At 55.6% G+C, this 26,288-nt stretch carries 24 protein-coding genes; 8 read left to right on the top strand and 16 right to left on the bottom strand.

Annotated features, from left to right (window positions below):
• Window positions 1–8: 8 nt before the first annotated feature.
• The 14 genes from FJ695_RS12355 to FJ695_RS12290 all read right to left on the bottom strand — a co-directional run bounded on the left by FJ695_RS12355 (window position 9) and on the right by FJ695_RS12290 (window position 16,425).
• Window positions 9–287 (bottom strand): DUF2160 domain-containing protein, encoded by a 279-nt coding sequence (locus FJ695_RS12355; RefSeq protein ID WP_141185732.1) that lies wholly within the window; start codon window positions 285–287, stop codon window positions 9–11.
• Window positions 287–1,084 (bottom strand): carbohydrate ABC transporter permease, encoded by a 798-nt coding sequence (locus tag FJ695_RS12350; RefSeq protein ID WP_141185731.1) that lies wholly within the window; start codon window positions 1,082–1,084, stop codon window positions 287–289. The genes FJ695_RS12355 and FJ695_RS12350 overlap by 1 nt, the downstream gene beginning before the upstream one ends.
• Window positions 1,085–1,094: 10 nt before the next feature.
• Window positions 1,095–1,964: a carbohydrate ABC transporter permease gene (locus FJ695_RS12345; protein ID WP_209011124.1), complete on the bottom strand. Its 870-nt coding sequence runs from the start codon at window positions 1,962–1,964 to the stop codon at window positions 1,095–1,097.
• On the bottom strand, window positions 1,961–3,049 hold the full coding sequence (locus FJ695_RS12340; RefSeq protein ID WP_141185729.1) for an ABC transporter ATP-binding protein: 1,089 nt from the start codon (window positions 3,047–3,049) through the stop codon (window positions 1,961–1,963). The genes FJ695_RS12345 and FJ695_RS12340 overlap by 4 nt, the downstream gene beginning before the upstream one ends.
• A gap of 12 nt (window positions 3,050–3,061) precedes the next feature.
• The gene (locus FJ695_RS12335) at window positions 3,062–4,126 is read right to left on the bottom strand and encodes an ABC transporter ATP-binding protein (RefSeq protein WP_141185728.1); all 1,065 of its coding nucleotides are present in this window, start codon (window positions 4,124–4,126) and stop codon (window positions 3,062–3,064) included.
• Window positions 4,127–4,254: 128 nt separating this feature from the next.
• The gene (locus FJ695_RS12330) at window positions 4,255–5,991 is read right to left on the bottom strand and encodes an ABC transporter substrate-binding protein (protein ID WP_141185727.1); all 1,737 of its coding nucleotides are present in this window, start codon (window positions 5,989–5,991) and stop codon (window positions 4,255–4,257) included.
• A gap of 398 nt (window positions 5,992–6,389) precedes the next feature.
• A complete protein-coding gene (locus FJ695_RS12325; protein ID WP_209011023.1) occupies window positions 6,390–7,805 on the bottom strand; it encodes a 3'-5' exonuclease in 1,416 nt (471 codons plus the stop codon).
• The gene (locus FJ695_RS12320) at window positions 7,802–8,323 is read right to left on the bottom strand and encodes a hypothetical protein (RefSeq protein ID WP_141185726.1); all 522 of its coding nucleotides are present in this window, start codon (window positions 8,321–8,323) and stop codon (window positions 7,802–7,804) included. The genes FJ695_RS12325 and FJ695_RS12320 overlap by 4 nt, the downstream gene beginning before the upstream one ends.
• A gap of 55 nt (window positions 8,324–8,378) precedes the next feature.
• Entirely contained in the window at window positions 8,379–10,208 is a 1,830-nt protein-coding gene (locus FJ695_RS12315; RefSeq protein ID WP_141185725.1) for a DUF294 nucleotidyltransferase-like domain-containing protein, read from the bottom strand.
• 105 nt (window positions 10,209–10,313) lie between these two features.
• Window positions 10,314–12,098 (bottom strand): sodium:solute symporter family protein, encoded by a 1,785-nt coding sequence (locus FJ695_RS12310; RefSeq protein WP_141185724.1) that lies wholly within the window; start codon window positions 12,096–12,098, stop codon window positions 10,314–10,316.
• 14 nt (window positions 12,099–12,112) lie between these two features.
• Window positions 12,113–12,373, bottom strand: a complete 261-nt coding sequence (locus FJ695_RS12305) for a DUF4212 domain-containing protein (RefSeq protein WP_141185723.1) — start codon at window positions 12,371–12,373, stop codon at window positions 12,113–12,115.
• Window positions 12,374–12,975: 602 nt separating this feature from the next.
• Entirely contained in the window at window positions 12,976–14,589 is a 1,614-nt protein-coding gene (locus FJ695_RS12300; protein WP_141185722.1) for a 5-guanidino-2-oxopentanoate decarboxylase, read from the bottom strand.
• Complete coding sequence (locus FJ695_RS12295) at window positions 14,580–15,770, bottom strand: pyridoxal phosphate-dependent aminotransferase (protein WP_141185721.1); 1,191 nt, start codon at window positions 15,768–15,770, stop codon at window positions 14,580–14,582. The genes FJ695_RS12300 and FJ695_RS12295 overlap by 10 nt, the downstream gene beginning before the upstream one ends.
• Window positions 15,771–15,780: 10 nt before the next feature.
• On the bottom strand, window positions 15,781–16,425 hold the full coding sequence (locus FJ695_RS12290) for a TetR family transcriptional regulator C-terminal domain-containing protein (RefSeq protein ID WP_141185720.1): 645 nt from the start codon (window positions 16,423–16,425) through the stop codon (window positions 15,781–15,783).
• A gap of 337 nt (window positions 16,426–16,762) precedes the next feature.
• Here FJ695_RS12290 and FJ695_RS12285 point away from each other — a divergent pair, with 337 nt between their 5' ends.
• The 5 genes from FJ695_RS12285 (at window position 16,763) to FJ695_RS12265 (ending at window position 21,279) form a co-directional block, all read left to right on the top strand.
• Window positions 16,763–17,536, top strand: a complete 774-nt coding sequence (locus FJ695_RS12285; RefSeq protein WP_141188706.1) for an ABC transporter ATP-binding protein — start codon at window positions 16,763–16,765, stop codon at window positions 17,534–17,536.
• Between the two features lie 131 nt (window positions 17,537–17,667).
• Complete coding sequence (locus tag FJ695_RS12280) at window positions 17,668–18,447, top strand: transporter substrate-binding domain-containing protein (RefSeq protein ID WP_141185719.1); 780 nt, start codon at window positions 17,668–17,670, stop codon at window positions 18,445–18,447.
• A 78-nt stretch (window positions 18,448–18,525) separates the two neighbouring features.
• Window positions 18,526–19,254, top strand: a complete 729-nt coding sequence (locus FJ695_RS12275; protein WP_141185718.1) for an ABC transporter permease — start codon at window positions 18,526–18,528, stop codon at window positions 19,252–19,254.
• Window position 19,255: 1 nt separating this feature from the next.
• Window positions 19,256–20,071 (top strand): ABC transporter permease, encoded by an 816-nt coding sequence (locus FJ695_RS12270; protein ID WP_141185717.1) that lies wholly within the window; start codon window positions 19,256–19,258, stop codon window positions 20,069–20,071.
• Window positions 20,072–20,109: 38 nt separating this feature from the next.
• Window positions 20,110–21,279, top strand: coding sequence for a M20 aminoacylase family protein (locus FJ695_RS12265; RefSeq protein WP_141185716.1), 1,170 nt, complete (start codon window positions 20,110–20,112; stop codon window positions 21,277–21,279).
• Window positions 21,280–21,291: 12 nt separating this feature from the next.
• On the opposite strand, the gene gcvA is transcribed toward FJ695_RS12265, so the two are convergent.
• On the bottom strand, window positions 21,292–22,164 hold the full coding sequence (gene gcvA / locus FJ695_RS12260) for a transcriptional regulator GcvA (RefSeq protein ID WP_168206341.1): 873 nt from the start codon (window positions 22,162–22,164) through the stop codon (window positions 21,292–21,294).
• Between the two features lie 188 nt (window positions 22,165–22,352).
• On the opposite strand from gcvA, the gene FJ695_RS12255 reads away from it, so the two are divergent.
• Window positions 22,353–23,018 (top strand): GNAT family N-acetyltransferase, encoded by a 666-nt coding sequence (locus FJ695_RS12255; RefSeq protein ID WP_209011022.1) that lies wholly within the window; start codon window positions 22,353–22,355, stop codon window positions 23,016–23,018.
• Window positions 23,015–24,205: a hypothetical protein gene (locus FJ695_RS12250; protein WP_141185714.1), complete on the top strand. Its 1,191-nt coding sequence runs from the start codon at window positions 23,015–23,017 to the stop codon at window positions 24,203–24,205. Before FJ695_RS12255 ends, FJ695_RS12250 begins: the two co-directional genes overlap by 4 nt.
• A gap of 60 nt (window positions 24,206–24,265) precedes the next feature.
• On the opposite strand, the gene FJ695_RS12245 is transcribed toward FJ695_RS12250, so the two are convergent.
• Window positions 24,266–24,511 carry a hypothetical protein gene (locus FJ695_RS12245; RefSeq protein ID WP_141185713.1) on the bottom strand — a complete coding sequence of 82 codons (246 nt, stop codon included), beginning with the start codon at window positions 24,509–24,511 and terminating at the stop codon, window positions 24,266–24,268.
• A 38-nt stretch (window positions 24,512–24,549) separates the two neighbouring features.
• Here FJ695_RS12245 and FJ695_RS12240 point away from each other — a divergent pair, with 38 nt between their 5' ends.
• Window positions 24,550–26,271: a peroxidase family protein gene (locus tag FJ695_RS12240; RefSeq protein WP_141185712.1), complete on the top strand. Its 1,722-nt coding sequence runs from the start codon at window positions 24,550–24,552 to the stop codon at window positions 26,269–26,271.
• The last annotated feature ends 17 nt before the right edge of the window (window positions 26,272–26,288 follow it).

The following is a 26,288-nucleotide window of genomic DNA, read 5'->3' as shown; positions in this document are numbered from 1 at the left end:
TCCGGCTTCTATACTTTCCAGAAGCAAAAGACGCCCCAGCCAATGCTGATTGCCAGCGGTCCCCACAAGGGCATCCCGATCAATCCCAGCCAAGCCAGGAAGATATAGGCTGTGCCCAGAAGCGTGATGAACAGGCGGTCACCGCGGGTCGTGGTCAGTCCCAAAACGCCCTGGCGTTCATCGCCGCCAGGAAATTTCAACTCTAGGACCGTTAGAAACCCAATCGCGGAGAATATGCCGACAAACACCAGAGCCGTCGGCCAAGTCCAGGCCATCCATCCCAGCATTACACCCTCCCCAGGGCAAAGCCCTTGGCAATGTAGTTACGGACAAAGTAGATCACGATTGCCCCAGGAATAATCGTCAGTGTTCCCGCTGCAGCCAAGAGCCCGAGCTCATAACCCGCAGACGATGCTGTCCGTGTCATGACCGCTGCAATCGGCTTTGCTTCAACGGCTGTCAGCGTTTTGGACAGCAGCATTTCCACCCAAGAGAACATGAAGCAGAAGAAGGCAGCCACACCGACACCGGATTTGATCGCCGGAAGGAAGATGGTCATGAAGAACCGCGGGAACGAATATCCATCCACATAGGCCGTTTCATCCAGTTCCTTCGGCACGCCGCTCATGAACCCTTCCAAAATCCAGACCGCCAGCGGCACGTTGAACAGACAGTGCGCCAGGGCAACAGCCAAATGCGTGTCAAAGAGGCCAACAGCGGAATAGAGCTGGAAGAACGGCAGCGCAAAGACGGCGGCCGGGGCCATTCGGTTGGTCAAAAGCCAGAAGAACAGATGCTTGTCACCCACGAAGGAATAGCGGGAGAAAGCATAGGCTGCCGGCAGGGCTACAGAGACGGAAATCAACGTGTTCAAAGTCACGTAGATGATCGAATTGATGTAACCCCAGTACCACGTCGGATCGGTGAAGATCGCGATGTAGCTGTCGAAAGTCCAGGTTTGCGGGAACAGGGAGAACCCGGCCAGGATTTCATTGGTGGTTTTGAAACTCATCGCGACGAGCCAATAGATCGGCAGCATCAGGAAGAGGATGTAAATGATGGGAACTAGGCTTCTCAGTCTCATTTTGATTTCCTCAAGCCTTGTTATCGTCTTTTGTCATCAGCGTGTAGAACAGCCAAGAGGCGAGCAACGTGATGGCAAAGTAGATGAGAGACATGGCGGCCGCCGGGCCAAGGTCGAACTGACCGAGGGCGATTTTCACCAGATCGATGGACAGCAGCGTGGTCGAGTTGCCCGGACCACCACCGGTGAGGACGAACGGCTCGGTGTAGATGTTGAAGCTGTCCATAAAGCGGAGCAGGATCGCGATCGTCAGAACTGTTTTCATCTTCGGCAGCTGAATGAAGCGGAACACAGCCCAATTGGACGCGCCATCAATTTCAGCAGCCTGGTAGTAGGCGTTCGGGATCGACACCAGACCAGCGTAGGAGAGCAGCACCACCAGCGATGTCCAGTGCCAGACGTCCATGACGATGATCGTTACCCAGGCAGCAACCGGATCCTGGGTCATGTCATAAGGTATGCCCAGAGTGTGGTTCATAAAGTACCCGAGCAGACCGATGTCTGGCAGGGTAAAGATGTTCCACATGGCACCAACCACGTTCCACGGGATCAGCATCGGCAAAGCCATGGTAACCAGGCAGACCGGCACCCAAAATCCCTTTTTCGGCATGGAAAGCGCGATGGCAATGCCAAGTGGAATTTCGATGATCAGGATCATGAAAGTGAAGAAGAACTGGCGCCCTAGAGCGTTATGAAACCGCTCCGACTGCAGGACTTCCTGGAACCAGCGCAGCCCTTCCCAGAAGAAAAGGTTGTCGCCGAAGGTTTCCTGGACGGAGTAGTTCACCACAGTCATCATTGGGATGAGCGCGTTGAACGCGACCAGAATGAGCACCGGGAGAACAAATAACCAAGCGCGTTGATTTTGCGTTTTCATCAGACACCCTCCATCGGAGCGCTGGCCAGCCAGCCGTCCTTGTAAAGACGGGTCTGGGATTGTTTGAATTCGAGCTTGACGGTTTCACCGGCACTCGGCGCTTCCCCATCCAGGATCGCGTGAATGCGGCTGTCATGCGCGATGGCTTCAACGACCTTGTGCCTGCCGACATCAGCAACCTTGCGGACAACAGCGTCGACGCCATGGCCGTTTGATGCGATAGAGACAAACTCAGGACGAATGCCAACTTCGGCAGTTCCATCAGCGACGTCTTTGGCCGGACCTTCAAGATCCACCTTTTCGCCGCCAAAGAAGGCTGCCCCGCCCTTCACGTCGCACGGCAGAACGTTCATGCCCGGCGAACCGATAAAGTGACCAACAAAGGTGTGGGCCGGACGTTCGAACAGATCGACGGGCGTGCCCATCTGAACGATTTCACCATCCTGCATCACCACAACCTTGTCCGCAAACGTCAGAGCTTCGGTTTGATCGTGCGTCACGTAGATCATGGTCGCCTTCACCCGCTGATGGAGTTCCTTCAGCTTGGAGCGCAGCTTCCATTTCAGATGCGGATCGATCACGGTCAGCGGCTCATCGAACATGACGACGTTGACGTCCTGACGGACGAGGCCGCGGCCCATGGAGATTTTCTGCTTATTGTCCGGCGACAGGTTCGCCGCCCGGACGTTCAGCATGTCCGTGACTTCGAGCATTTCAGCGATCGCGGTGACGCGCTGCTTGACGATGTCCTCATCACGGCCGCGGTTGCGCAGCGGAAATGCCAGATTGTCGTACACTGTCATCGTGTCGTAGATGACCGGGAACTGGAACACCTGGGCGATGTTGCGCTTTGCCGGCGGCAAAGAGGTCACATCCTGATCCCCAAAGAGGATCTTGCCCTCAGAGGGAACTAGCAGGCCAGAGATGATGTTCAAAAGCGTGGACTTGCCGCAGCCGGACGGACCGAGCAGAGCATACGCACCGCCGTCTTCCCACGTCAGGTCGATCTTTTTGAGTGCATAATCGGCATCACTTTGCGGATTTGGATGATAGCTGTGACGCAGATTTGAAAGCGTGATTTGTGCCATGAAGTCCTCTCCTTACGCCACCAGCTCGCCACTCGGGGCAAAGAAGAAACAATGGTTTGGGTCCAGATAGAACGTGTGGACCTCACCAACGAAGTATGGATGCACACCTGGCGACAGCGACACCCAGGACTGACCGTCCATGTCGAAGTGCGCACTGCTTTCCGAACCGCTGAGTTCAGTCACTTGCACATGTCCTTCGAGCCGGACTGTATGGTCCTTGGATTCCACCGGCATGACGTGGTGCGGACGGATCGCGAGCGTATAGATGCCGTCCGATAAACCTGCAGCGGCTCCAGAGAGCGTCCAGCGGGTTTGGTCGTTCAGGATCACCGTGTCGCCCTGCTTGCTGACTTCAGCAGTGTTGATCGGCGGGTTTGAGAACACCTTGGCCGCATCCAGATCCTTCGGCTGACGGTAGATCTCAGCCGTCGGGCCAAACTGAACCACATTGCCGTCTGTCATGAGTGCCGTACGGCCGCCCAAAAGCAGAGCTTCTTCCGGTTCAGACGTTGCGTAGACAACGACGGCGCCGCGGCCGGCAAACAATTCTGGAAGCTGATCGCGCAATTCTTCGCGCAGCTTATAATCAAGGTTGGCAAGCGGCTCATCGAGGAACACCGCGTCGCTTTCCTTGACGATTGCCCGCGCCAGTGCACACCGCTGCTGCTGACCACCGGACAGTTCGTGCGGGTTTCGTTTCAGGTAAGGTCCCAGTTTCATGAGACCTGCCGCTTCTTCTACCCGGCCTTCGATTTCCGACTTGGCAACGCCTGCAATTTTCAGCGGCGAAGCGATGTTGTCGAACACCGTCATATGCGGGTAGTTGACGAAGAACTGATGCACCAGGCTGATGTTGCGTTTTTGAGCGCTCAAACCCGACACGTCCTTGCCGTTGAGGATAATCTGTCCGGAAGCGAGGCTGTCGAGACCGGCCATCAGTTTGATGAGCGATGTCTTGCCGGATCCGGTTTCCCCGAGCAGAACATTGAAATGCCCTGGTTCGAGAGACAAGCTGGTTTCCTTCACATGAGTGATGGAACCCACGCGCTTGCTGACGTTTTTAAGTTGTAGAGACATTGAATATCTGCCCGCGTCCGTTCAGGCTTTGGCGCGGAACACATGCCGCAGCCGCCTAACACATTCGGATCGGTGAAGGACCGGGGACAAGCCCCGGTCCGGAGTTCTATTTAAGACGGATCAGGTGATCACTTCTGCCAGCGAGCAACCAGTTCGTCGTAGTTGACGGTCTCGCCCTGAGGCTTCTCGTTGGCGAGTTTTGCCTTCGGAGCACCCGGCTGGGACAGCCAATACTCAGCGTCTTTTTCTTCGTTCAGACGCGGTCCGCAACCACCGTAAACATTGGCGCGCTCGTCAGCCTGCTGCATGCGGGACATAACGATATCCATTTCCTGCGCAAGGCGGTCCATCGCCTCTTGCGGGGTGAATGCACCGGAGTTCACGTCACCAATCTGCTGCCACCAGATCTGGGCCAGCTTCGGGTAATCCGGAACGTTGACGCCAGTCGGAGACCAGGCAACACGGTCCGGGGAGCGGTAGAACTCAACCAGACCACCAAGGCGGCCAGCGCGTTCGGTAAAGGACTCATGGTTCACAGAGCTGTCACGGATGAAGGTCAGGCCAACATGGCTTTTCTTCACGTCAACAGTCTTGGAAACCACGAACTGAGCATAGAGCCAAGCAGCTTTCGCGCGGTCTTCTGGAGTGGACTTCAGGATCGTCCAGGAACCCACGTCCTGGTAACCAACCTTCTGACCTTCTTCCCAGTAAGGACCATGCGGGCTCGGAGCCATACGCCACAGCGGGGTACCCTCGTCGTCCACGGTGTTGTTGCCTTCAGACTTCGGCTTCACCATGTCCGCGGTGAACGCGGTGTACCAGAAGATCTGCTGAGCAACATTGCCCTGGCTCAGAGCCGGCAGAGACTGGTAGAAGTCGAAGCTTGCAGCGCCTGGAGGCGCGTAGTTGCGCAGCCACTCATCCCACTTACGGATCGCGTAAACAGCCGCCGGGCCGTTTGCAGCGCCACCGCGGGTGACAGATGCACCAACCGGGTTACAAGTACCGGCTTCCATGCGGATGCCCCACTCGTCAACCGGGATACCGTTCGGCTCGCCCTTGTCGCCAGCACCGGCCATGGAGAGCCATGCATCGGTCATACGCCAACCAAGGTCCGGAGCACGTTTACCGTAGTCCATGTGACCGTAGATCGCGACACCGTCGATTTCCTTCACCTCTTTGGAGAAGAACTCAGCGATATCTTCGTAAGCGGACCAGTTGACCGGAACGCCAAGATCGTAGCCGTACTTGTCCTTAAAGGCCTTTTTCAGGTCTTCACGGTCGAACCAGTCTTTACGGAACCAGTAAAGGTTCGCGAACTGCTGATCAGGAAGCTGGTAGAGGTCGCCATCCGGGCCAGTCGTGAACTGGGTGCCCATGAAGTCAGCCAGGTCCAGACCTGGATTGGTGACGTCTTTGCCGTTTCCGGCCATCCAGTCAGTCAGGTTGTAAGCAAGCTGCAGACGGGAGTGTGTCCCGATCAGGTCGGAGTCGTTGACGTATGCGTCGTAGAGGTTCCGGCCGGTCTGCATTTGGGTCTGAACGGCCTGAACAACCTCGCCTTCACCGAGGATCTGGTGGTTCACCTTGATACCGGTGATTTCCTCAAAGGCTTTGGTCAGGACTTCGGACTCATACGAGTGAGTCGGAATACCTTCGGACAGAACGTTAATTTCCATGCCCTTGAACGGCTCAGCCGCGCCGATGAACCACTGCATTTCAGCAAGCTGCTCATCTTTGGACAGAACTGAAGGCTGGAATTCTTGATCGATCCACTTTTGTGCTGCCGCCTCATCGGCAAAAGCAGATCCGGCTCCAGCAATCACAGCACCAGCTGCGACTGCGCAGAGAAGATACTTGCGCATCTTAAATTTCCTCCCATGAGAGTATCTAGGCCGTCATTAATCCGGCTGCCAATACTTGGACACAGGGAGATCACATTGTCAAACTAAATTTTTAGTAGATGATTTAGCCGCGTCTAAAAACTGACAAGGCTTTGATTTTTTTACAATATTACAAACACCTTAAAGCGAAAAAATCCCAATTCCCTATCGAAAATTCTCCTCTCCACACGGAGAGTGTGACACAAATCTGACAAAAAACCAGCGAAAAATGCTTTCGAATAGAGCCAAAAGAAACATGATATGAAATCAAATCGCGTTAATTCGCACTGCAAACGAAACCACGCCGCACTGCAGCATACCCTCCGATCGAAGGCGATCGATCAAACCAAATGCTCTTCAAAAGATAAATTTTTCTGAAATCAGTTCATGTCTTTCAGCAGCCGCCCGTGCTTGCGGGTCTCCTGAATGACCTCACCGAAGGTTTTGTAGCCGCGGGATGCAAGGATCGGCAAAAGCTTGCATAAGGCTTCGGCGGTCGCTTCCGCATCTCCCAGCGCCGTATGCCGGACTTCGGGACGGATTTTAATGCCAAGCCTCAAACACACCGCATCCAGCGTGTGCTCTTCATTCGCGCCAAACACCACAGCAGAGAGCAACACAGTATCAAGGATCGGATGATCCCAATCCAGCCCAAGAACTTTGCCATAGCGGTGCAGGAAGGCCATGTCGAATGGCGCGTTATGGGCAACAATCACCGAATCCCGGGCAAAACCGTGAAAGTCCTCGACAGCATCCAGGGCTTCCGGCGCATCGGTGACCATCTCATCGGTGATGCCGTGCACTTTGCTGGATGCCAGCGGAATGGGACGGCCGGGATTGACCAGCTGATCCACTTCTTCACCCGGGACAATCCGGCCATTAACGACGCGGACGGCACCGATTTGCACGATCTCGTCCTTGTTCGGCATAAGTCCCGTTGTTTCCGTATCAAACACCGTGAAGGACATTTCCTGCAGGGGCCGGTTTTCAAAGGCCCGCTCTGAATCCTGCACCTCAAGGTCAAAATCATAGATCAGCGGCCGAGCGGCATCGGGAGCAATGCGCGCGCTCGTATTGTCGATCAGGATCATATAGCCGGACGCCTGACTGAGCTTCTTCAAGCGCAGCTTAAATGTCAGGTTCCCGCGAGTACCATGGACATCCGCCTCAACTTCCCGCCGCTTGTCTGTCAGCTGCTCACACGCCTTCCGCAATTCATCTTCGGAAAAATAGTCAAAGATCGAAGCGCTCAGTCGCGGGACGTGCACCTGTCCGAGCACATCCGCGGCCTGCCCGTCATACAGCATGATTTGATGGGTCGGGCTGACCAGGACGATTGCGACCGGAATCTCGGTCAAAAGCAAGGCCAGATGGGCGCGTTCTGCGTTCAGCCGCGCCGTTTCTTCGGCGACAATGTCCTCAGCCCCGTCCGAGACCTTGGACAATTCCCCTGTTACAGCGGACACAGCTGGCGCCAAGTCCCCAAGATAACGTGCTTCATGATGGTCGACGGAAACCTCAACGCCGGCATGCGCTCTTGTGCGCATGGCTGCTGCAATGCGTTCGATCGGCTTTGCGACGTTTTCGTCAAACAGCAGCCAGAAGAGCGCGAATACCGCAAGCGTCCCGAAGTTCGCCAAAATACCCGCAAACAGGAAACCAGATCCAACGCCCGTTACCTCGGTACGCAGAAAACCAACATAAAGAGAAAGGCTGACGGCACCCCAGGTAACAGCTGTCAGTCCCAAAAACAGGAGAAAGATCCGCAGCCGCAAGCTGAAGGTGGTCAGCATCATCCAGCTCCGCAAATCGTCGAAACAAGCGGATCATCGTCAGGAACGTCAATCCACTCAGCCCCTTCAACGACCCCATCAATTTCAAAAGTAACCCCGTCGATCAGAGCGGCCCGCCGGGTATCAACACAATCGGTGAGCACCGGCAATTTGTTGACCGTGGACCAGCGGCCGAAGAAGTAAGCTTCGGCGAGTTTCATGCCCGGCTGGGAGGTATGCGTCTGGATGGAAAAGGTGTCGATCGCGACAAACCGCTCAACATACGGCACGAGGTAGGTCCAGGGGCGGTAAAACGCCTTGTTTTCGACCGTATGAGCGACAACCAATCCGTCGGGCAATGTCTCCTTGGTCCGTTCAAACCAGCCGTATTCGTTGGAAATCGTTGCCGCCAGCATGGCAACACCAGCCATCACGGGGGCCAGCCAGCGCGGCATCTTTCCGCCAAGCGCCCGGTTGATCAGCAAGACAAGCCCCGCGGCAGCGGCACCGGCCACAATCGTTGCAATCAGTTCTACAAACATTCGCTCTCCCAACCCGGCAAGCAGCTATCCTCCCAGCCGCATTGTCCGGTGTTTCTTAACTGAGCATTCCGCGCCCCTGCCCGGCGGCCGACTGCATGGTTTTGACCACAACAAACGCATCCCTTAAGTGACTGCGTTCAAAATCCGATAGGATCGACGGTTGCAGAAAATTGTTCGGCGGCAAACCCTGTTTGATCATATCAACCTGATGCAGCAAACGTGTCTCGGCAATTAGGTCATAAGCATCAATGAGATCCCCTGCTCCAGACTGACTCAATTGGCCATTCTCCCGAGCTTCAACCAGCCGGGCGCGGGTGTTCACCGCCCGAATTTCACCACGTAGCGCATAGATCCGGGCAAGGTCCACCACCGGCACAACCCCGTTGTGTTTCAAATCGAGTGTGTTCTTGTTTTCTCCAGACCGGATCGTTGCCAACCCGCGCAAGAGATTGAGCGGCGGGGTATGCTTCAGCGAATTGCTGATCATATGCGCCACGAAAATCGAGTTCTTGGACGCAGCTGCCAGTGTCTCGTCCTGAAGGTTGGCGAATAGTGGCTTGTGACCACCAATCGGCCGAAGATCAAACATCACTGAGCTCAGCATCTGAGCCATGGGGTCTGGCTTTTCGATCCAGCCTTCAAAATAACTTTTCCAGACTCTGACCGGCTGGCACCAGCGCGGATTGGTCGCCATCATATCACCTGGGCAATAGACATAACCGCAAGTGTTGAGACCGTCGGACACGAACTTGGCGAGTTCTGCAAAGTAGCCAGTCCGGTCGGCATCTGTGACGCTGTCGTCCAAAAACAGGCAATTGTCCTGATCACTCACCCCTGTCTGCTCCTGGCGGCCTTGCGAGCCACAGGCAAGCCAGAGATAAGGCACCGGCGGCGGTCCCAGTTTTTCTTCAGCCAACGTCAAAAGGCGCCGTGTAGCGATATCGGCAATGTCTGTGATCAGGCGGGTCACCACTTCATGGCGGCTGCCATTGGCAACCAGCTGGACCAGAAGGTCCGGAATGCGCGCGGTCACTTTGGCGATCTCTTCTGCTGTTCCAGCAGCGCTGATCTCCCCAACCAGCTCGGCCGAACTGACGGCCTGAAAACGGGTCAAATCTGTCTGTGTGACAATACCGGCCAAGACATCGCCATTGACGATGGGGACATGACCAATGCGCCGCTCCATCATCAAATGCAGGACATCAGAGCCAATCGCGCTTGGTGCCAAAGTGACCGGATCAGCTGTCATCACCTCCTGCACAGGCGTCTCGATCGGCAGGCCTTCGGCAAGAACCTTGCCGGACAGATCCCGGATGGTAACAATTCCGGTCAACCGGCCATCGCCATCAGTCACACACAGCGAAGACACATGGTGATCGCGCATTTTGCGGGCCGCGAATTGCACATTGTCATCCGGCTGACAGGTAATCGGCGCATTTGCCATGAAAGTTGCCACTTGCGTGGTCGCCAAATCCTTGTCGCGCGCCTGAGGTTTGCGGCTGCGATCAAAAAACCGGGCAAACGGCTGATGTTCCGAGATCAGGTTCTGGAATGTTGCCGGAGGAACCACCAGCAGAATTGAATCGGCGTCGGCACGGGCAGAGGTTACGGCCACACCGTCCTTTAAAAGACCGCGTTCTCCGAAGGAATTCCGGGGTCCCAGATAACTGAGAACCGCACCTTGTTCGTCCCGGACTTCGACCGCACCGTCAAAAATGATGAACAGACCGGGCAATGTTGCTCCGAACTCGTAAATCGTTCCGTCCTTTTTGACATCCCGGACATCGACTTCCTGAAGGATTGCGGTTTGCACATCTGCAGGAAGCGCATCGTAGGGATGCACTGAATTCAAAAACCGCACGATCCGATCAGGTGTCAGGGGCATGCTGAAGCCTTTACACAAAAAGAAAAAATCCTGCCCAATGTGAACCGGGCAGGACAAAATCGGAAGCAGACAGACCGCCGCAGAGCGGCGGCCTGAATATCAGCTTTAGTGATCCTGAGCTGCGCCGGCACCGCGCGGAACCCGCACGCTTTCAACCAACTGCTCGATTTCTGCCGGGATCGGCTCGGAAGATTTCGAGACGAAGTAGGCAACCGCGAAGTTCACCATGGCGCCGATCGCACCGAAGGATGTGGACTTGATGGTGCCCAGCAGCGGATCCGCATCGGTAAAGGAGTTGGTGCCCGGAATGAACAGCCAGCCCTTATGTAGGAAGATGTAGATCAGGGTGACGGAGATACCTGCGATCATGCCGGCTACCGCACCACGGCTGTTCACCTTGGTGAAGATACCCATCATCAGCGCCGGGAAGATCGAGGCTGCCGCCAGACCGAAGGCCAAGGCCACCGTTTGCGCCGCAAACCCTGGAGGATTGAGCCCCAAATAGGTTGCCACAACAATCGCGACCGCCATGGCTATCCGCGCAGACAAGAGCTCACCTTTTTCCGAGATCGCTGGATTAAACGCCCCCTTGATCAAGTCATGCGACACCGCGGACGAGATCGCCAGCAAGAGACCGGCAGCCGTTGACAGCGCGGCGGCAAGACCACCGGCAGCCACGAGACCAATCACCCAGCTCGGCAGGTTCGCAATTTCCGGATTGGCAAGCACAAGGATGTCACGGTTGAACTTGGTCAGTTCGTTGCCGGCCCAGCCTTTTTCTTCAGCCATAGCCTGCATGCTGGCATTCTTGTCGTTGTAGTACTGGATCTTGCCGTCGCCGTTCTTGTCTTCCCAGTTCAGAAGACCGGTCTTTTGCCAGGTGTCCATCCAGTCGTATTTGCTGTCGTTCTCGATCTGCTCAACTGCAACAGCACCGCCGGCAATGCCGCCGTTCGGCCACATCATTTCGGTGATGTTCAGGCGTGCCATGGCACCAACAGCCGGAGCGGTGATGTAAAGCAGCGCAATGAACACCAGAGCCCAACCAGCGGACCAGCGCGCGTCAGCCACTTTCGGAACAGTGAAGAAGCGCATGATCACGTGCGGCAGACCAGCCGTACCAATCATCAGAGACAGGGTGAACAGCACCATGTTGAGTGTATCAGCATGGTGGGAGGTGTAGGAGTTAAAGCCTAGTTCCGTAACCACCTGGTCCAGCTTGGTCAGAAGCGGAACACCAGCGGCAACATCATCGCCAAACAGACCCAGACCCGGGATCGGGTTGCCGGTCAGCTGCAGCGAGATGAAGATAGCCGGGATGGTGTAGGCCGTGATCAGAACAACATACTGGGCAACCTGCGTGTAGGTCACGCCTTTCATGCCGCCGAACACCGCGTAGGCGAACACAACAGCCGCGCCAATCAGAAGGCCGGTTGTATTGTCAACTTCCAGGAAGCGGCCGAAGGCAACACCAACACCCGTCATCTGACCGATAACATAGGTCACCGAGGCAACGATCAAGCACACAACGGCCACGATCCGGGCAGTCTGGCTGTAGAAACGATCGCCGATGAACTCGGAAACGGTGAACTTGCCGAACTTACGAAGGTAAGGAGCAAGCAGCAGCGCCAACAGCACGTAACCGCCGGTCCAGCCCATCAGGAAGGATGAGTTGTCATAACCGGTAAAGGCGATGAGGCCAGCCATGGAGATGAACGATGCGGCCGACATCCAGTCAGCAGCCGTTGCCATACCGTTAGTGACCGGATGGACACCGCGGCCGGCAGCATAAAACTCAGATGTGGACCCGGCACGGGCCCAGATCGCGATGCCGATGTAGAGGGCAAAGGAGCCACCCACAAACAGCAGATTGATAGTAAACTGATCCATCGTTGAAGCCGCCCTTACTCTTCTTCTACACCGTGTTCACGGTCGAGTTTGTTCATCTTGAAGGCATAAAAGAAGATGATCCCAAGAAAGACGATGATCGACCCCTGCTGGGCAAACCAGAAACCAAGGTCAGTGCCGCCAACAGAAATTGTGCTCAAGAGCGGGCGCAGCAAAATGCCGAACCCAAAAGAGACCAGCGCCCAAATGATGAGGCTGACCACGATGATGCGCATATTGGCGGACCAATAAGCGTTGTTGGATGAGTTTTCGGACATACAGTCTCCTCCATTTGATCCTGTCACGCGCGGAGGCTCCGGCAACCGGCCCCCGGTATTTCCCCATGGCGGCCACCCTCAAATGGCAACCGTCTCGCTCCAGCTCCGGCAAATGCCAGATCCTGAATTCCATAGCCGATGAAAAGTCGGGAGTTCCGTGACCGAATTACTGGGCAACATGTCAATGCTGAAAACAGTCACAGCAGAAAAACGAAAAACGCACTGTATCTGCTACTTCTATGCCGCCAATTTTAGACACTAAAGGCGGCAATCAGTTTCAACTTTTACATCCCCTTATCCAGTATTGGTCGAGAATCCCCCTTCCCTAGACCTCAATCCACGAACCTCTAAAAGAGAAACTCAGATTGGCAATTGACCTAAAGTGACTAGCGTCACCGAACTTCACTGGAATTTAAGGATTGTTTTCTACTGATATTCAAATTTTACTCAAGACTACTTAGGTAGGCCCATACTTCCGTAGGATCATCTTAAGTCTATTAAACTTATGAATGAGAAAAAGGGCGCCGCGCTGGAGATTGCGCCACGCCCAAAAAGGATCTGATAAGCGAACAAATTGGTTAAAAGCGCACCGTTTTCGCGCTCTAAACGCCGGCTCCACGGGTTCTCGTTTCGTGGATCTCGATCAGGCTAGGACCTCCCTCACCAGCCAGCCGCCGAAGCGCTTCTGGCAAGTCGACAACATCATCCAAGCGCACCGCTGGCACGCCATAGGCCTCAGCAATCTTCAGAAAATCCGGCGCAGACGGTGTTACCCCTTCCGGAACAATGCCGCTGTCTTCCATGTAGGTCTTGATCTCACCATACCCGTCATTGTTCCAGACCAGAAAAATGACATTGGCGCCGCAATCCTTCGCAGAGCCGATCTCCGCCAAGGAAAACTGGAAGCCGCCGTCGCCAACGATGCAGACAACCGGCTTTTCCGGCGCGCCCAGGCACGCCCCGATTGCGGCTGGCGGTCCGTAGCCCAACGCGCCATAACCGGTCGCGGCATTAAACCAGCCTTTGGGTTGCCCGGCTTCGAAATAAAGATTTCCGGAGTAAATTGCCTGGGTCGAATCGCCGACAAGAATACAGCCCGGAAGGGCGTCCCGAATACCCTCCAGGACTTTGATTTCCAGGTGCATTTTCGGACTTAGGCTTTCCAGCGCGCCTCTCCGGCACCTGTCTGCGCGTTCTGCGCCACCTCTGCGTCCACTCAGACCGCCGACCATCGGCAAAAGGTCAGTCAAAAGCTGGTCGACCGTGGACAGGATTTGAAGAGAGGCCGCCGGACCACGGGCAAGCTGATCCGCATCAATATCCACCCGCACCAGATTGCCAAGCTCGGGGAACCCGCCGTCGGCATACATGTCGTAGTCGGTTGCTCCCATTTGCGTTCCCAGCGCGATCACCAGATCGGCGTTGGCAAGCAGGCCCCGGACAGGCTGAAGGCTCGGGCTTGCCGGCACCGACAACGGATGACCTACAAACATACCGCGGGCGTTCACCGTTGTGACCAGAGGCGCATCCAGCTTCTCCGCCAACATCTTAATCTGTTCGGCGGACGATATGGATCCGCCTCCGCACAGAATCACCGGTGCCTGAGACTGACGGCATTTTTCGGCCAAAGCCGCAACTTGAGAAACGGATGCCCGCGGCCCGAAGGTTTTTATGGGATCCGGCACCTCAATCGCGATTTTTGAATCCATCACATCTGTTGGGATCTCAATATGAACCGGCCCCGGGCGGCGGGACTGAAGGATTATAAAGGCCCGCTCCAAGACAGATGGCAGATCGGCCGGATCCAGCAACGTGTGGGTCATATGCGACACGGTGGCCATGGTCGCCCGCTGGTCCGGCAACTCGTGCAGACAACCGCGCCCATGCCCAAGACTGCCCCGGGAATTGACGCCGGATATAACCAGCATCGGTATGGAATCTTGATATGCCTGGGCCATCGCCGTGATTGTGTTGGTGAGCCCCGGCCCTGTAATAACCAGTGCCACACCGGGTTTGCCTGTCACACGCGCATAGCCGTCAGCCATGAATCCAGCACCTTGCTCATGGCGCGGTGTGATATGGCGAATACTGGACGTCGCGAGCCCCCTATAAAGCTCGGCTGTATGAACGCCCGGAATTCCAAAAACGGTGTCCACACCATAGACTTCCAGCAATTCGATCAGAACTTCGCCGACAGTCTTTTCTGCTACGCCCATTTTTTAGTCCCTGCGCCAAGTTCATCTACAAAGGCGGCAATCCGGTCTGCAGCTTCCAGAAGTTCTTCGTCCGCCACACTCAGCGACAACCGGATGAAACCAGCCGCCTGATCGCCGAACGAGCCCCCCGGCATCACGGCCACATGTTTTTCATCAAGCAAACGAGCCGCAAATATTTCTCCATCCAGACCGGTCTCCCGGACATCAACCAGCAAGAACATACCCGCTTCCGGCATCATCGGCCGCAAGGCGCCATGGCCGCCAAGGTGGTCCATGACAAGGCCCGCACGCCGCTGGTAGCTCTCGCGCATGCGCTCTGCCGTATCGAAGTTTCCGGAGACCGCCATGGCGGTCATATCGGCGATAAACGGCTGGCCACCAAACAGCATTGTTTCGGAAACGGACAGCAAACGGTCGCAGAACTCCTCAGGACCAACGGCCCAACCCGAGCGAAACCCAGGAGCGGCGTGAGACTTGGAAATCGAAGACACCGCGATTGTCCGCTCTTGCAATTCCGGGATATCGAACGGAGAGACGAACTCACCGTCAAAAATCAGCTTTTCATAGACTTCGTCACACACGATCCAGAGATCATGACGGTCGCAAACCTCACCAATCGCCGCAACTTCGTCTTTTGAAAGAGTTGCACCGGTCGGATTGTGCGGATTGTTCAACAAAAGCACCCGGCAGTCTGGTGTAATCGCCTGCTCGAGGTCTTCAGCTTGCAGATGAAATCCTTGTTCCGGACGCAGCGGCACGGGAACCATCGACGCCCCGGTGGCTGCAACCACGCCTTCGTATGTGGCATACAGCGGGTCTGGCACCAGAACCGCGTCACCCCCCTCAACAAGACCGAGCATGACCGCAAACAGCGCCGTCTGCGTTCCCGGGAAGCAGAGGATGTTGCGTTCCGTGATTTCCGGCTGGCGTTTGCGGTATTTCTCGGTCAGGGCTGAAACGATTTTCGGCTCACCCCGGCCATTTGAATAGCGGATCCGTCCTTCCCGCATCGACCGGTTGGCTTCGTCTAGCAAGGCCGTATCCGGCATGATGTCCGGCTCGCCAATCGTGAGTTCAATGACGGACGTGCCAGCCGCCATCATCTCACGCGCTTTGAGATGCACGGTCCATTTTCCTGAGCCCAAATGGGCCAGACGATCGGTGATCGACGCATAACGCATAGTCGGTCTCTCAGGTTGGTTGGTCGCCGGCGGCGAGTTTGATGCCGCCTAAAAGGGCTTCTACGGATTTAATGGCAATGCCAGGCAAAGGCGTTTCGGAAAAAAGATCGCCAACCAGCGTGCCCTCCAACCAAAGGCCATCGATCACACCGTTGATAGCAATCGACAACTCCCGGCAGCGTGTGTCATCAGGCACTTCCCCAGCCTCTGCCAACACCTCAGCCACAAGCACTTCGAGCGCGGAGCGAAAAGCGAGATAACTCTCCCGATGGATTTCGGCAAAGGCAGGATCAACGCGGACATGACTGATAAAAGCGGCCCATAGTGATAGAGACCGGCCGTCGGCAACCGGAGGTGTCAGGTTGGCAACGATAAAATCATGCAACCGGGCCCGTGCGCTTGTCTGTCCCACGTCAGCAGCTGCCGCCACCTTTGAAGTCATCCCGGTCATGACTTCCCGGTAAGCAGCCTGCAGCATCTGATCCTTACTGGAAAAATAGTGGCGGATGAGGCCTGGAGTGACCCCAGCGCGGGTTGCAACTTCTCGAACGGTCGCGCGTTGCAAACCAAGTTCTGAGATGCAGTCGAGCGTCGCGTTGATCAAGTCCTGGCGGCGCTCTGCCTCGCTGGCGCGATGGAAAGTACGCCGGCTCATTCAGCACTCCTGAGCGAAGCAGCAATTAAAAACGGCAAAAGCACAGTGCCGGAAGACGGCAGATATTGCGTGATTTCGGTCATTTCCGCCCCCTTCATCATGCGTGTTTCCTTATGGCCTCCGCTCAAAAAAGCTGGATAGATTCGTAAAACCACTCGCAATTATACGACTGAATAATAAGCACACAAGCCCAAATTATACACTTGAATAATTACGAACTGAATGCAAAGCTAACAAGACATATCGGGACGGAAAGCTGGCACCGCACCGTTTAAAACAACAAGCCAGCGGGAACAGTAACAACAGCAGTCCGGCATTGCCGGGCAATGGCGGTATGATGGAACCTGTGGCGCCAGCCATAGAGGTGCGAGACCTCTTTAAACGTTTCGGAGCACTTGAAGTGCTCAAAGGTGTTTCGCTGACAGCTAATAAAGGCGATGTCATTGCGATCATCGGAGGATCGGGCTCCGGTAAATCGACGCTTTTAAGATGCATCAATATGCTGGAGCTTCCGAGCGCCGGGTCGGTCACAATCCATGGCGAGCCAATTTCATTAAAAGACGATGGCCACTACGGCCTACGCCCAGCAGACCGCAAGCAGATCGAACGCATCCGCAGCCAGCTGGCGATGGTTTTCCAAAGCTTCAATCTCTGGCAGCACATGACAGTACTGCAAAACGTCATTGAAGTTCCCGTCCATGTTTTGGGTATGAAACGCGATCAGGCCGTTGAAATCGCAGAAGGTCTTCTTCGGCGGGTCGGCCTTCAGGAAAAACACGACGCCTATCCAGCATTTTTATCCGGCGGCCAGCAGCAGCGCGCTGCCATTGCCCGGGCCCTCGCCGTCCAGCCGCTTGCGCTTCTGTTTGATGAACCCACCTCCGCCCTCGATCCGGAACTGGTCGGAGAAGTGCTGAGCGTCATCGGCGATCTGGCGCAGGAACATCGGACCATGGTGCTGGTCACGCACGAAATGAAGTTTGCCCGCGAAGTCGCAAGCCATGTCATCTTTCTGCACAACGGCATCATCGAGGAACAGGGACCGCCGGACCAAGTGTTTGGCGCGCCGAAATCGGACCGGCTGAAGAAATTCATCAGTTCGGTCCACTAAAGGGCCGGGCCTTGCCGGGAGGACAACGGCAGGGGCCGGGCGTTTTTAAAGAACGGGCATCCCGCGGCTCACATGCGCGGGCTGGTCAAGCCGGACCTTCCGGCAAACAAACCGAAAAACAGGGGAACAGCATGAAACAGATCTTCAAAGCAGCATTTGTTGCAGCGGCAGTGAGTGCCACAGCAGTCACCGGAGCGCTGGCTCAAGACGTCAAAGTAGGTGTTGCTGCCGAACCATATCCGCCGTTCACATCACCAGATTCCAGCGGCAAATGGGTTGGCTGGGAAGTTGAGTTCATGGAAGCGATTTGCGCCGAAGCCAAACTCAACTGTGTCATCACTCCTGTTGCCTGGGACGGCATCATTCCGGCTCTGACATCCGGCAAAATCGACATGATCGTCGGCTCCATGTCGATCACTGAAGAACGCCTGAAAACTATCGACTTTTCGGACAAGTACTACAACACACCGACCAGCGTCATTGGCGCCAAGGGCGACGATTTTGAAGCTACGCCAGAAGGCCTTTCCGGCAAAATCCTCGGCGTGCAGGTGTCCACCATCCATGCCGCTTATGCTGACAAGTATTTCGGCCCAACCGCTGACGACATCAAGCAGTATCAGACCCAGGACGAAGCCAACCAGGATCTCGCTGCAGGCCGTGTCGATGCTGTCCAGGCTGACGCCATCGCATTGGATGCTTTCCTGAAATCCGATGCCGGCGCCTGCTGCGAGCTTAAAGGCAATGTCGCAGACGATCCGGCTATTCTCGGCGCCGGTGTTGGCGTCGGTCTGCGCAAGGGCGAAGACGAGCTGAAAGGAAAGATCAACGCCGCGATCGCCGCGATCCGCGCCAACGGCACCTACGAGGAATTCTCCAAGAATTACTTCGACTTCGACATCTACGGCGGCTGATGGCCAGTACCTACCTAACCCCGCCGGCGTTATTTGACGCCGGCGGTTCTTCGATAAAACTAAGGTGATTTGCCGTCGATGGCTGTTGATGCCGGTTTCTTGAACCTCGAACTCCTCGCACTGTCACCACCCGGTTGGGGCGGCGTGCTCCTGCAAGGATTTGCAGCGTCTCTGCAGATTGCCGTTGGTGGTTTCAGTCTCGGCCTTCTGATCGGAATTGCCGGTGCATTCGGCAAGCTTTATGGCGGCCCGATCCTGCGGGATTTGCTGGAAATCTATACGACGATCATCCGTGCGGTGCCGGAACTTGTTCTCATTCTTCTGCTTTATTACGCTGGGTCCGATGCGGTAAACGCGGTTCTGGGCTTGGCCGGTCTGCCACGGGTCGACATCAGCGGCCTTGCTGCCGGGATTTTTGTCATCGGCGTTGTCCAAGGCGCCTATCAAACTGAAGTCCTTCGCGGCGCGATCAAGGCCATACCGCCGGGCCAGATTGAAGCGGCCCGCGCATACGGTATGTCACCCTTCAAAACCCTGCGCCGCATCACTTTGCCGGCAATGTTGCCCTACGCCATTCCCGGCCTGTCCAATCTCTGGCTAATTGCCACAAAGGACACGGCTCTTCTGGCCGTCGTCGGGTTCAGCGAATTGACGCTTGTCACAAGGCAGGCGGCCGGCAGTACAAAAGCTTACATGCTCTTCTTCTGCGCCGCCGGGGTCCTCTATCTCACGCTAACGCTGGTATCCAACCGGATCATCTCCATCATCGAAAGACGCGCAAGACGCGGCATCGCGGGGCCTGTGTGACATGAGCGAGACAAAAGTCACCATGCCGGCCTATGTGCCGCCGCCGCCTCGCCGCCTGTTGGAGCCACACAGGATTTTCCTGATTGCCGTCTTTGGGGTGATCGTTGGCTGCGCCATTTATTTCCTGCGCTGGGACTGGCTGCCGAAATACCAGAGCAAGTTGATTTACGGCATCGGCGAAACCCTGTTCCTCCTGTTTTCAACGGCCGCGGCTGGATTTCTGTTGGCCTTGCCACTTGGTCTTGTACAGGTCACCGGCCCTTGGCCGCTGGCGGCCATAGCGAGGGGCTTTTGCACGCTGATCCGCGGCACTCCGCTTCTGCTGCAATTGTGGCTCCTCTATTACGGCCTCGGATCGGTGTTTGCGCAATACCCGGAAATCCGTCAGTCGATGTTCTGGCCATATTTGCGCCAAGCCTGGCCTTATGGTTTCACTGCGTTGATGCTGTCGTTTGCCGCCTATGAAGGTGAAGTGATGCGCGGCGCCTTTGCCGGTGTCCCGCGTGGCGAGCTGGAGGCCGCCCGTGCTTTTGGCATGAGCCGCTTTACAATGTTCCGGCGGATCTGGTTGCCACGGGCCATTTACCGAGCGCTGCCAACCCTCAGCGGCGAAACCGTGCTGCAACTGAAAGCCACACCGCTCGTCGCGACCATCACGGTCGTTGACGCTTACGCCATCATTTCCCGGGTCCGCCAGGACACCTATCTCACCTATGAACCACTGCTTCTCCTGGCGCTTATCTATATGTGCCTAACGGGAATTCTGGTATTGCTGTTCCGCTTGTTGGAAAACCGCATCCCCAGCCGCGGAACCTAAGCGACGCGCCAATTTCACAAATGATTTCAGAAAAGATCATGACCAAACAGACCACCAATTTCGATCCAGATCTCGTTGCCACACGGCACCATCTGCACAAGATCCCGGAGATTGGCTTATCCGAATATAAAACGTCGGATTATGTCGCAGGTGAGCTAGCGGCCATGGGTTTTGAGGTGACCAGAGGCCTCGCCAAGACCGGAATTGTCGCCACCTTGCGCAATGGCACGTCCAATCGCAGCATCGGCATCCGGGCCGATTTTGACGCATTGCCGATCCAGGAAGAAACGGGCGCGGCCTATGCCAGCACGCACCCAGGCATGATGCATGCCTGCGGCCACGATGGGCACACGGCCATGTTGCTTGGCGCGGCCAAACGTCTGGCAGACCGGAAACAATTTAACGGCACGGTTCATCTCCTGTTCCAGCCTGCTGAAGAGAACTTCGGCGGTGCCAAACTGATGATCGAAGATGGCCTGTTCGAACGGTTTCCGTGCGACGCTGTTTTTGGCCTGCACAATGATCCGACCATTCCCTTCGGCGAATTCGCCTTTATCGACGGTCCGATGATGGCAGCCGCCGATGAATGCACCATCACGGTGATCGGCAAAGGCGGGCATGGAGCACAACCCCAAGCAGCGTCCGACCCGATCGTTTGTGGTGCATCCATCATCATGGCGCTGCAGACGATCCTCTCCCGAAATGTACATCCGATGGATCAGGCCGTGATCACGGTCGGCGCCTTTAATGGCGGCATCGCCAGCAATGTGATCCCTGCGAGCACCGAGATGAAACTCACGATCCGTGCGTTTGATAACAATCTGCGGGATGAGTTGGAGCGCCGTGTCCGCCTGATAGCCGAAGGCCAGGCTGCAAGTTATGGCATGCAGGTCGATGTGGACTATGAGCGCGGGTATCCGCCAATGTACAATCCTAAGCGCGAAACAGATTATATGAGATCTGTCGCGCGTCGCTTTGCAGGTGAAGACAAGGTCAAAACCTTACCCAGCCCGGAGATGGGCAGCGAAGATTTTGCTTACTTCCTTGAAGAAAAACCCGGCTGCTTCTTCCTCCTCGGCACAGCCAAAACGGATGATGACCCGCCGCTGCACCACCCGGAATACGATTTTAACGACGATGCCCTGCCCATTGGTGCGGCGTTCTGGGTTGAGCTTGCTGAAGATTTTTTGTCCGAAGCCGAAAAATAACCAGGAAACCGGTCAGCCGATCTCCCCTTCCAACGTGTTTCTGATCCGTTCGATCAACCAGGACCGCACTGCCATGAGATGCGGATCATCCCGCGAAGGTTTTTCGGTTACGAACCAATAGCCAAATGAAATCGGCAAAGAGACGGGAAAGGGTTGAACAAGCTTCCCGTCGGCAAGATCATCGGCAACCAGCAAGGTTCGTCCCAGTGCCACCCCCTGCCCATTCAAGACAGCCTGCATCGTGGCCGCATCATCGCCCAACTGAGGTCCGCGTAAGGACGGCGGCGGAACAACGCTGGCATGGTGAAACCATCCTTGCCAGCCTTCCTCCATATCGCTGTGAAACAGCCGGACCTGCAGAAGGTCTTCCGGATAATTGAGATTATGTTCGGCAACAAAGCCGGGTGTGCATACCGGGCACACGGTTTCACCACCAATATATTCAGCCTCAACCTCCGGCCAATTGCCTTGCCCAAAGCGGATCGCCCCGTCTATCGAACCTGTCCTGAAGTCGGCCAAATCCCGGGACGCAAGGACTTTCAGGTCAACGTCAGGAAAGTCACGGTCAAACTCACTTAGCCGTGCGGCAAGCCACCGGGTTGCGACACTCGGCAGTGTCGAAATGGTGACCGTAGCCGTCTCCTCATACCCTTGCACGTTCCAAAAAGCCTGCTGAAGATCCGCGAATATCTCAGCCAGCTGATCTGCAAATGCCCGGCCCTGTTCTGTTAGAAACAAACGGGGTCCTGAACGCCGAAACAACGGCCTCCCGATGACGCCTTCCAGTTCCTTGATCTGTCTGCTGACGGCCCCTTGAGTGACATTCAAACTCTCTGCGGCGGCCGTGAAACTGCCAAGCCGAGCTGCTGCCTCAAAGGCCCGCATCGCACGGAGTGAGCTCTTCGACCATGTATCATGACTTTTTCTCATAATGACACTGAGGATAATCCGTCTTTTGCCCGCATCTCAACACTCTACGATCACTGATCGCAGGCAAAACACAGTCCGACAGCAAACGTTCGGCGCGCATTCGAAATTGGTTTTGCCCTTTGAACAAGATTGGAGCGGTTTGAGTGGCATACCAAATGGAAGACAATGGACAGCCCGAAGATTTTGCGCCAACCAAAACCAGCACAATCAACATCCGCCCTGTTAGGCCGGCGGACGTCGCTGCGGTGAGCGCAATTTACGCTCATTACGTCAAACATGGCACTGCCACCTTTGAAGAAGTTCCTCCAGATGAACAGGAGATGGCCCAGCGGATAGAAGCTATTCAGGCCCAAAACTACCTCTGGCTCGTAGCTGACATCGCAGGCCAAATTGCGGGATACGCTTATCTCGCCCCCCATAAAGACCGGTCTGCCTACCGCTACACGGCAGAAGTCTCGATCTACATGGACCCAAGCATGACCAGGCAAGGCGTCGGCACACAGCTACTCGGTGCCCTGCTGAAGTATGCGGAACAGTCAAACCGCTTTGCGACCGTTATGGCTGTGGTTGGCGACAGTGCCAATAGCGGATCAATCGCGTTGCACGAAAAATTCGGCTTCAAGCGCAGGGGCTTATCCAAGGGCCTCGGATATAAATTCGGCCAGTTCATTGATGTTGTTTACATGCAGCTGATCCTGCCGGATCCACCTCTTTTTCCGCCTCGCTCTGAGATCAAATGTTCTGGTTCGGATGGAACGCCGATCGCCGGTCTTGAAACGGAACAACGTGTTCATGGAGCTCGGGCATGACCAAGAACGCGATAACAGTCCCTCAGGAACAAGCTAATACGCGGCGCCGGTTTACCGCACCAAGTCTGCCGTTGCCTGTCTGGATGATCCTCGCGACACTGGTTCTGCTTTTGGCCGCCGGACTGCCCGCCAAAGAGCTCGTAGCTGTGTTCAACGCTGGCTGGGGCGCTGCGATTGGGGAATTCGCCTTAATACTGATCCCCTCGTTCACACTTGCGGCCACGATTGACCGGATCAGAGTGGAGGCACCACCCCTGTTGGCAGTCGGACTGTCTCCATTGGCTGCGGCAGGTATGGTCTGTCCAGATACCGCCTATGCAGCGCTCACACCGATGAGCAAACGGCGCCGCCTGGAAATAGCTTTCGGTTCTTACGCCGGGTTCAAACTGTTGTTTCCAGCCGGGCCTCTCATTGTCGCAACCAGCATTGGCGTGAGCGACACTTGGCTATTGATCACTTGTTTTGCTTTGTTTCTGCCAGTTTATGCAGCTGGTCTGGCTTTTGCGCGGTTTGTTGAACTTCGAGCTGAAACGGCACCACCTTCATCAGGTACCACGAAGACACGGCTCAAGGTCCTCATTCCCTTTGGCACATTGTGCGCCTTGTTGGCACTCGGCGTCAGCTTTGACTTCTCTCAGAATGTCGTCGTCGGTTTTCTTGTGAACCCGAAAGGCGCGCTTATGTGTGCTGCTGGAGTGGCTCTGGCAATGGTTCCCGCACGCGACCGTCGTGCGTGCCTTGAGACCGGTCTGAGCCGGAGTGGCTCACTCCTCGTAATAATCGGGGCTGCCAGCGCCCTCAGCGCATCCGTAACTCTGACGGTCCCGGTTGGCAATTTCTTTGCAGGCCAAAGTGGCAGCCTTGCCCTGCTGAGCCTCTTTGCCTTGACCGCCTCTTTCAAGATTGTTCAGGGTTCGAGCATGTCCACATTTGCAGCGGTTTCGCCGATCGCCGCCCCCATCGTGATAGCTGCTGGATTGCCGCCAGTTGCCGCGGTGTTGGCGATTTGTCTCGGCTCCTTTGTCGCCATATTGCCGAATGACAGTTTTTATTGGCTGGTCCGCAAAAGCGCGCTCAGCGACATGCGCGAAGGCCACGCGACCGCAATCCTGGCTGGCGGTTCTATCCTACAAGCGACAGTCGGCTTGGCCATTCTCTTGGCAGCCTACTGGACCTTCGGGCATTAGGGCAGTTTCAGGCAGGCGGCAATCCAGGCGGGTGAAACTGCGAATTTACCGCACCTTGTGTCACCGTTGCTTCACATCTTCGAACGACTTTAGAACGCGGACAAATAAAATGGCCGAAAAGCCATGAAAATTCGCCGTGATCCAACCGTGATAAGCAGGAATCACGATGGAATCACGTTGCAAGCTGTCTACTGCTTCCAGAAATTCAACAAGCCTCATCGACGCAGGCGCAAAATAAAAAGCATAAACTTTCATGAGACGGACAGGAGGAAATTCCCGTTTCAAAGAAAGAATTGTCTTTCCCATTTTCTTTCGGGAAGGGCAGGTTAAGGCGGGGAAGGGTAATGCATTTACTCAAAAGCACTTTAAGACTGGAAACAGTCTTCTCAGACTTTGAACAATCGAATTTTTTAAAAAGACGTTCTCCTTTCCCCGCCTTATCCAATGGCACACGGCCAGCGCCTGCAGATCTTTATTCCGGCATCGAAGCCAATGGAAAACTGGATAAACGCAGGACTGAGGATCTTTTCAGAAACATCGCCCTTCTCATGGAGGCCGCCGGTACAAGCGGCCCAGTTTACGGCAACTGGGGCGAAAACCCGCGCATTCCGGCGGGCTATACCTATTTTGCCCAACTGATTGCCCACGACATAACAATCAATGGCGAAATCCGGCCCAACATGGAGGCGCCGAAGGTTCGGACGAATGTTCAGAACGATGCCTTGATGCTGAACACCCTTTATGGAAGCGGTCCGCTGGTTTCAGCGCATTGTTATGATTTCAAAAGTGATTTCAAAGGCATCGATGCACGGCTGAAACTCGGTCCTGTGACTCACAACAAGAGCACAGTGAACCAGCCAAAGCGCGACATCTGCCGGTATCAGGAGTATGACGACAGCGGTGTCAAACGGGGCGGCCGTCCGCTCATTGCCGATGCGCGCAACGACAACAATCCAATCCTCTCTCAGCTCACCGCCCTATTCTCCCACTTTCACAACATTGTCGTTGGCTATTCGGAGGAACAGCATCCGGGATCGGACATCGACACCCATTTCAACTTTGCCAAAGCGGTCGTTTTATACGTCTACCGCAACATCATTAGAAATGACTTTCTGCAAAAGCTGCTGGATCCAAACATCTATCACTACTACAGCAGATCACAGGACCCCGACCGGTATCTTTTCGAAGTTGATGAAAACAATCCGGTCACAAGTGAATTTACCCATGCAGCTTATCGGTTTGGCCATGCAATGGTCCGGCCACTTTATGAAATGTCAGAGCGGATGAACGGCGAAGCCTTCACGCTTGAGGACGTTCTTGGACAAACGTCGGACGGTGAACCCAACCGGGCCCCGCTCAACGATGATTGGATTGCAGCCTGGTCCTTTTTCTTTGACCTTCCGGACAGGACTCCGGCTGTCGTTTCTCAAAAGAGCAACCTGCTGGGACCGCTCTACATGCGAGCGCTGAACAGCAAGCTCAAAGACGGCGTCCATTTCGACAATGACACTCTTGCCTATCTGGATCTGCTGCGATGCGTGTCCGCACCTGTATTGAAAGTCGAGCGGTTGCGGCAACACATCCTGCAGACGGTTCCAACAAAACCAGATTTTCCAGCAGCAAGCCGGCAGACAATTGCAAATAGCGCTGACATTGCCGCTGAGATCAAATCTTTCGCAGACCGGCCGACACGACCGATCGGCTCAGGTGTCCTTCCTCCCAGATTGACAACCGAAACGATTGATGAACTCAGTGGCAACCCGCCATTGGGGCTGTTCGTGCTCATCGAAGCCAACAGCGGGCCCGGACAGGGACAGCATCTCGGGCCGATCGGGTCGATCATCGTTGCGGAGACCCTCTTCCGCGCAGTTGACGACGACCGCGGTCTACAGCAGCTGGAATTGCCAAACTCCCATACGCCGCAAATCGCCGCGTCCATCCTATTTCAACAAACCGGGGCCGGTCCCATTCCCCAAACCATGCCGGATTTGATCCGCTGGATCGACCATCACCTGCCAGATGAATACAAGACCCTGGAAGACGGCAGCAGACTTTCGTTTTTATAACTGGAGGAGAGTATCAT

It is taken from the genome of Labrenzia sp. PHM005, from assembly GCF_006517275.1.
Classification (GTDB): Bacteria; Pseudomonadota; Alphaproteobacteria; order Rhizobiales; family Stappiaceae; genus Roseibium.
This window is presented reverse-complemented; position numbering and strand designations above follow the sequence as displayed.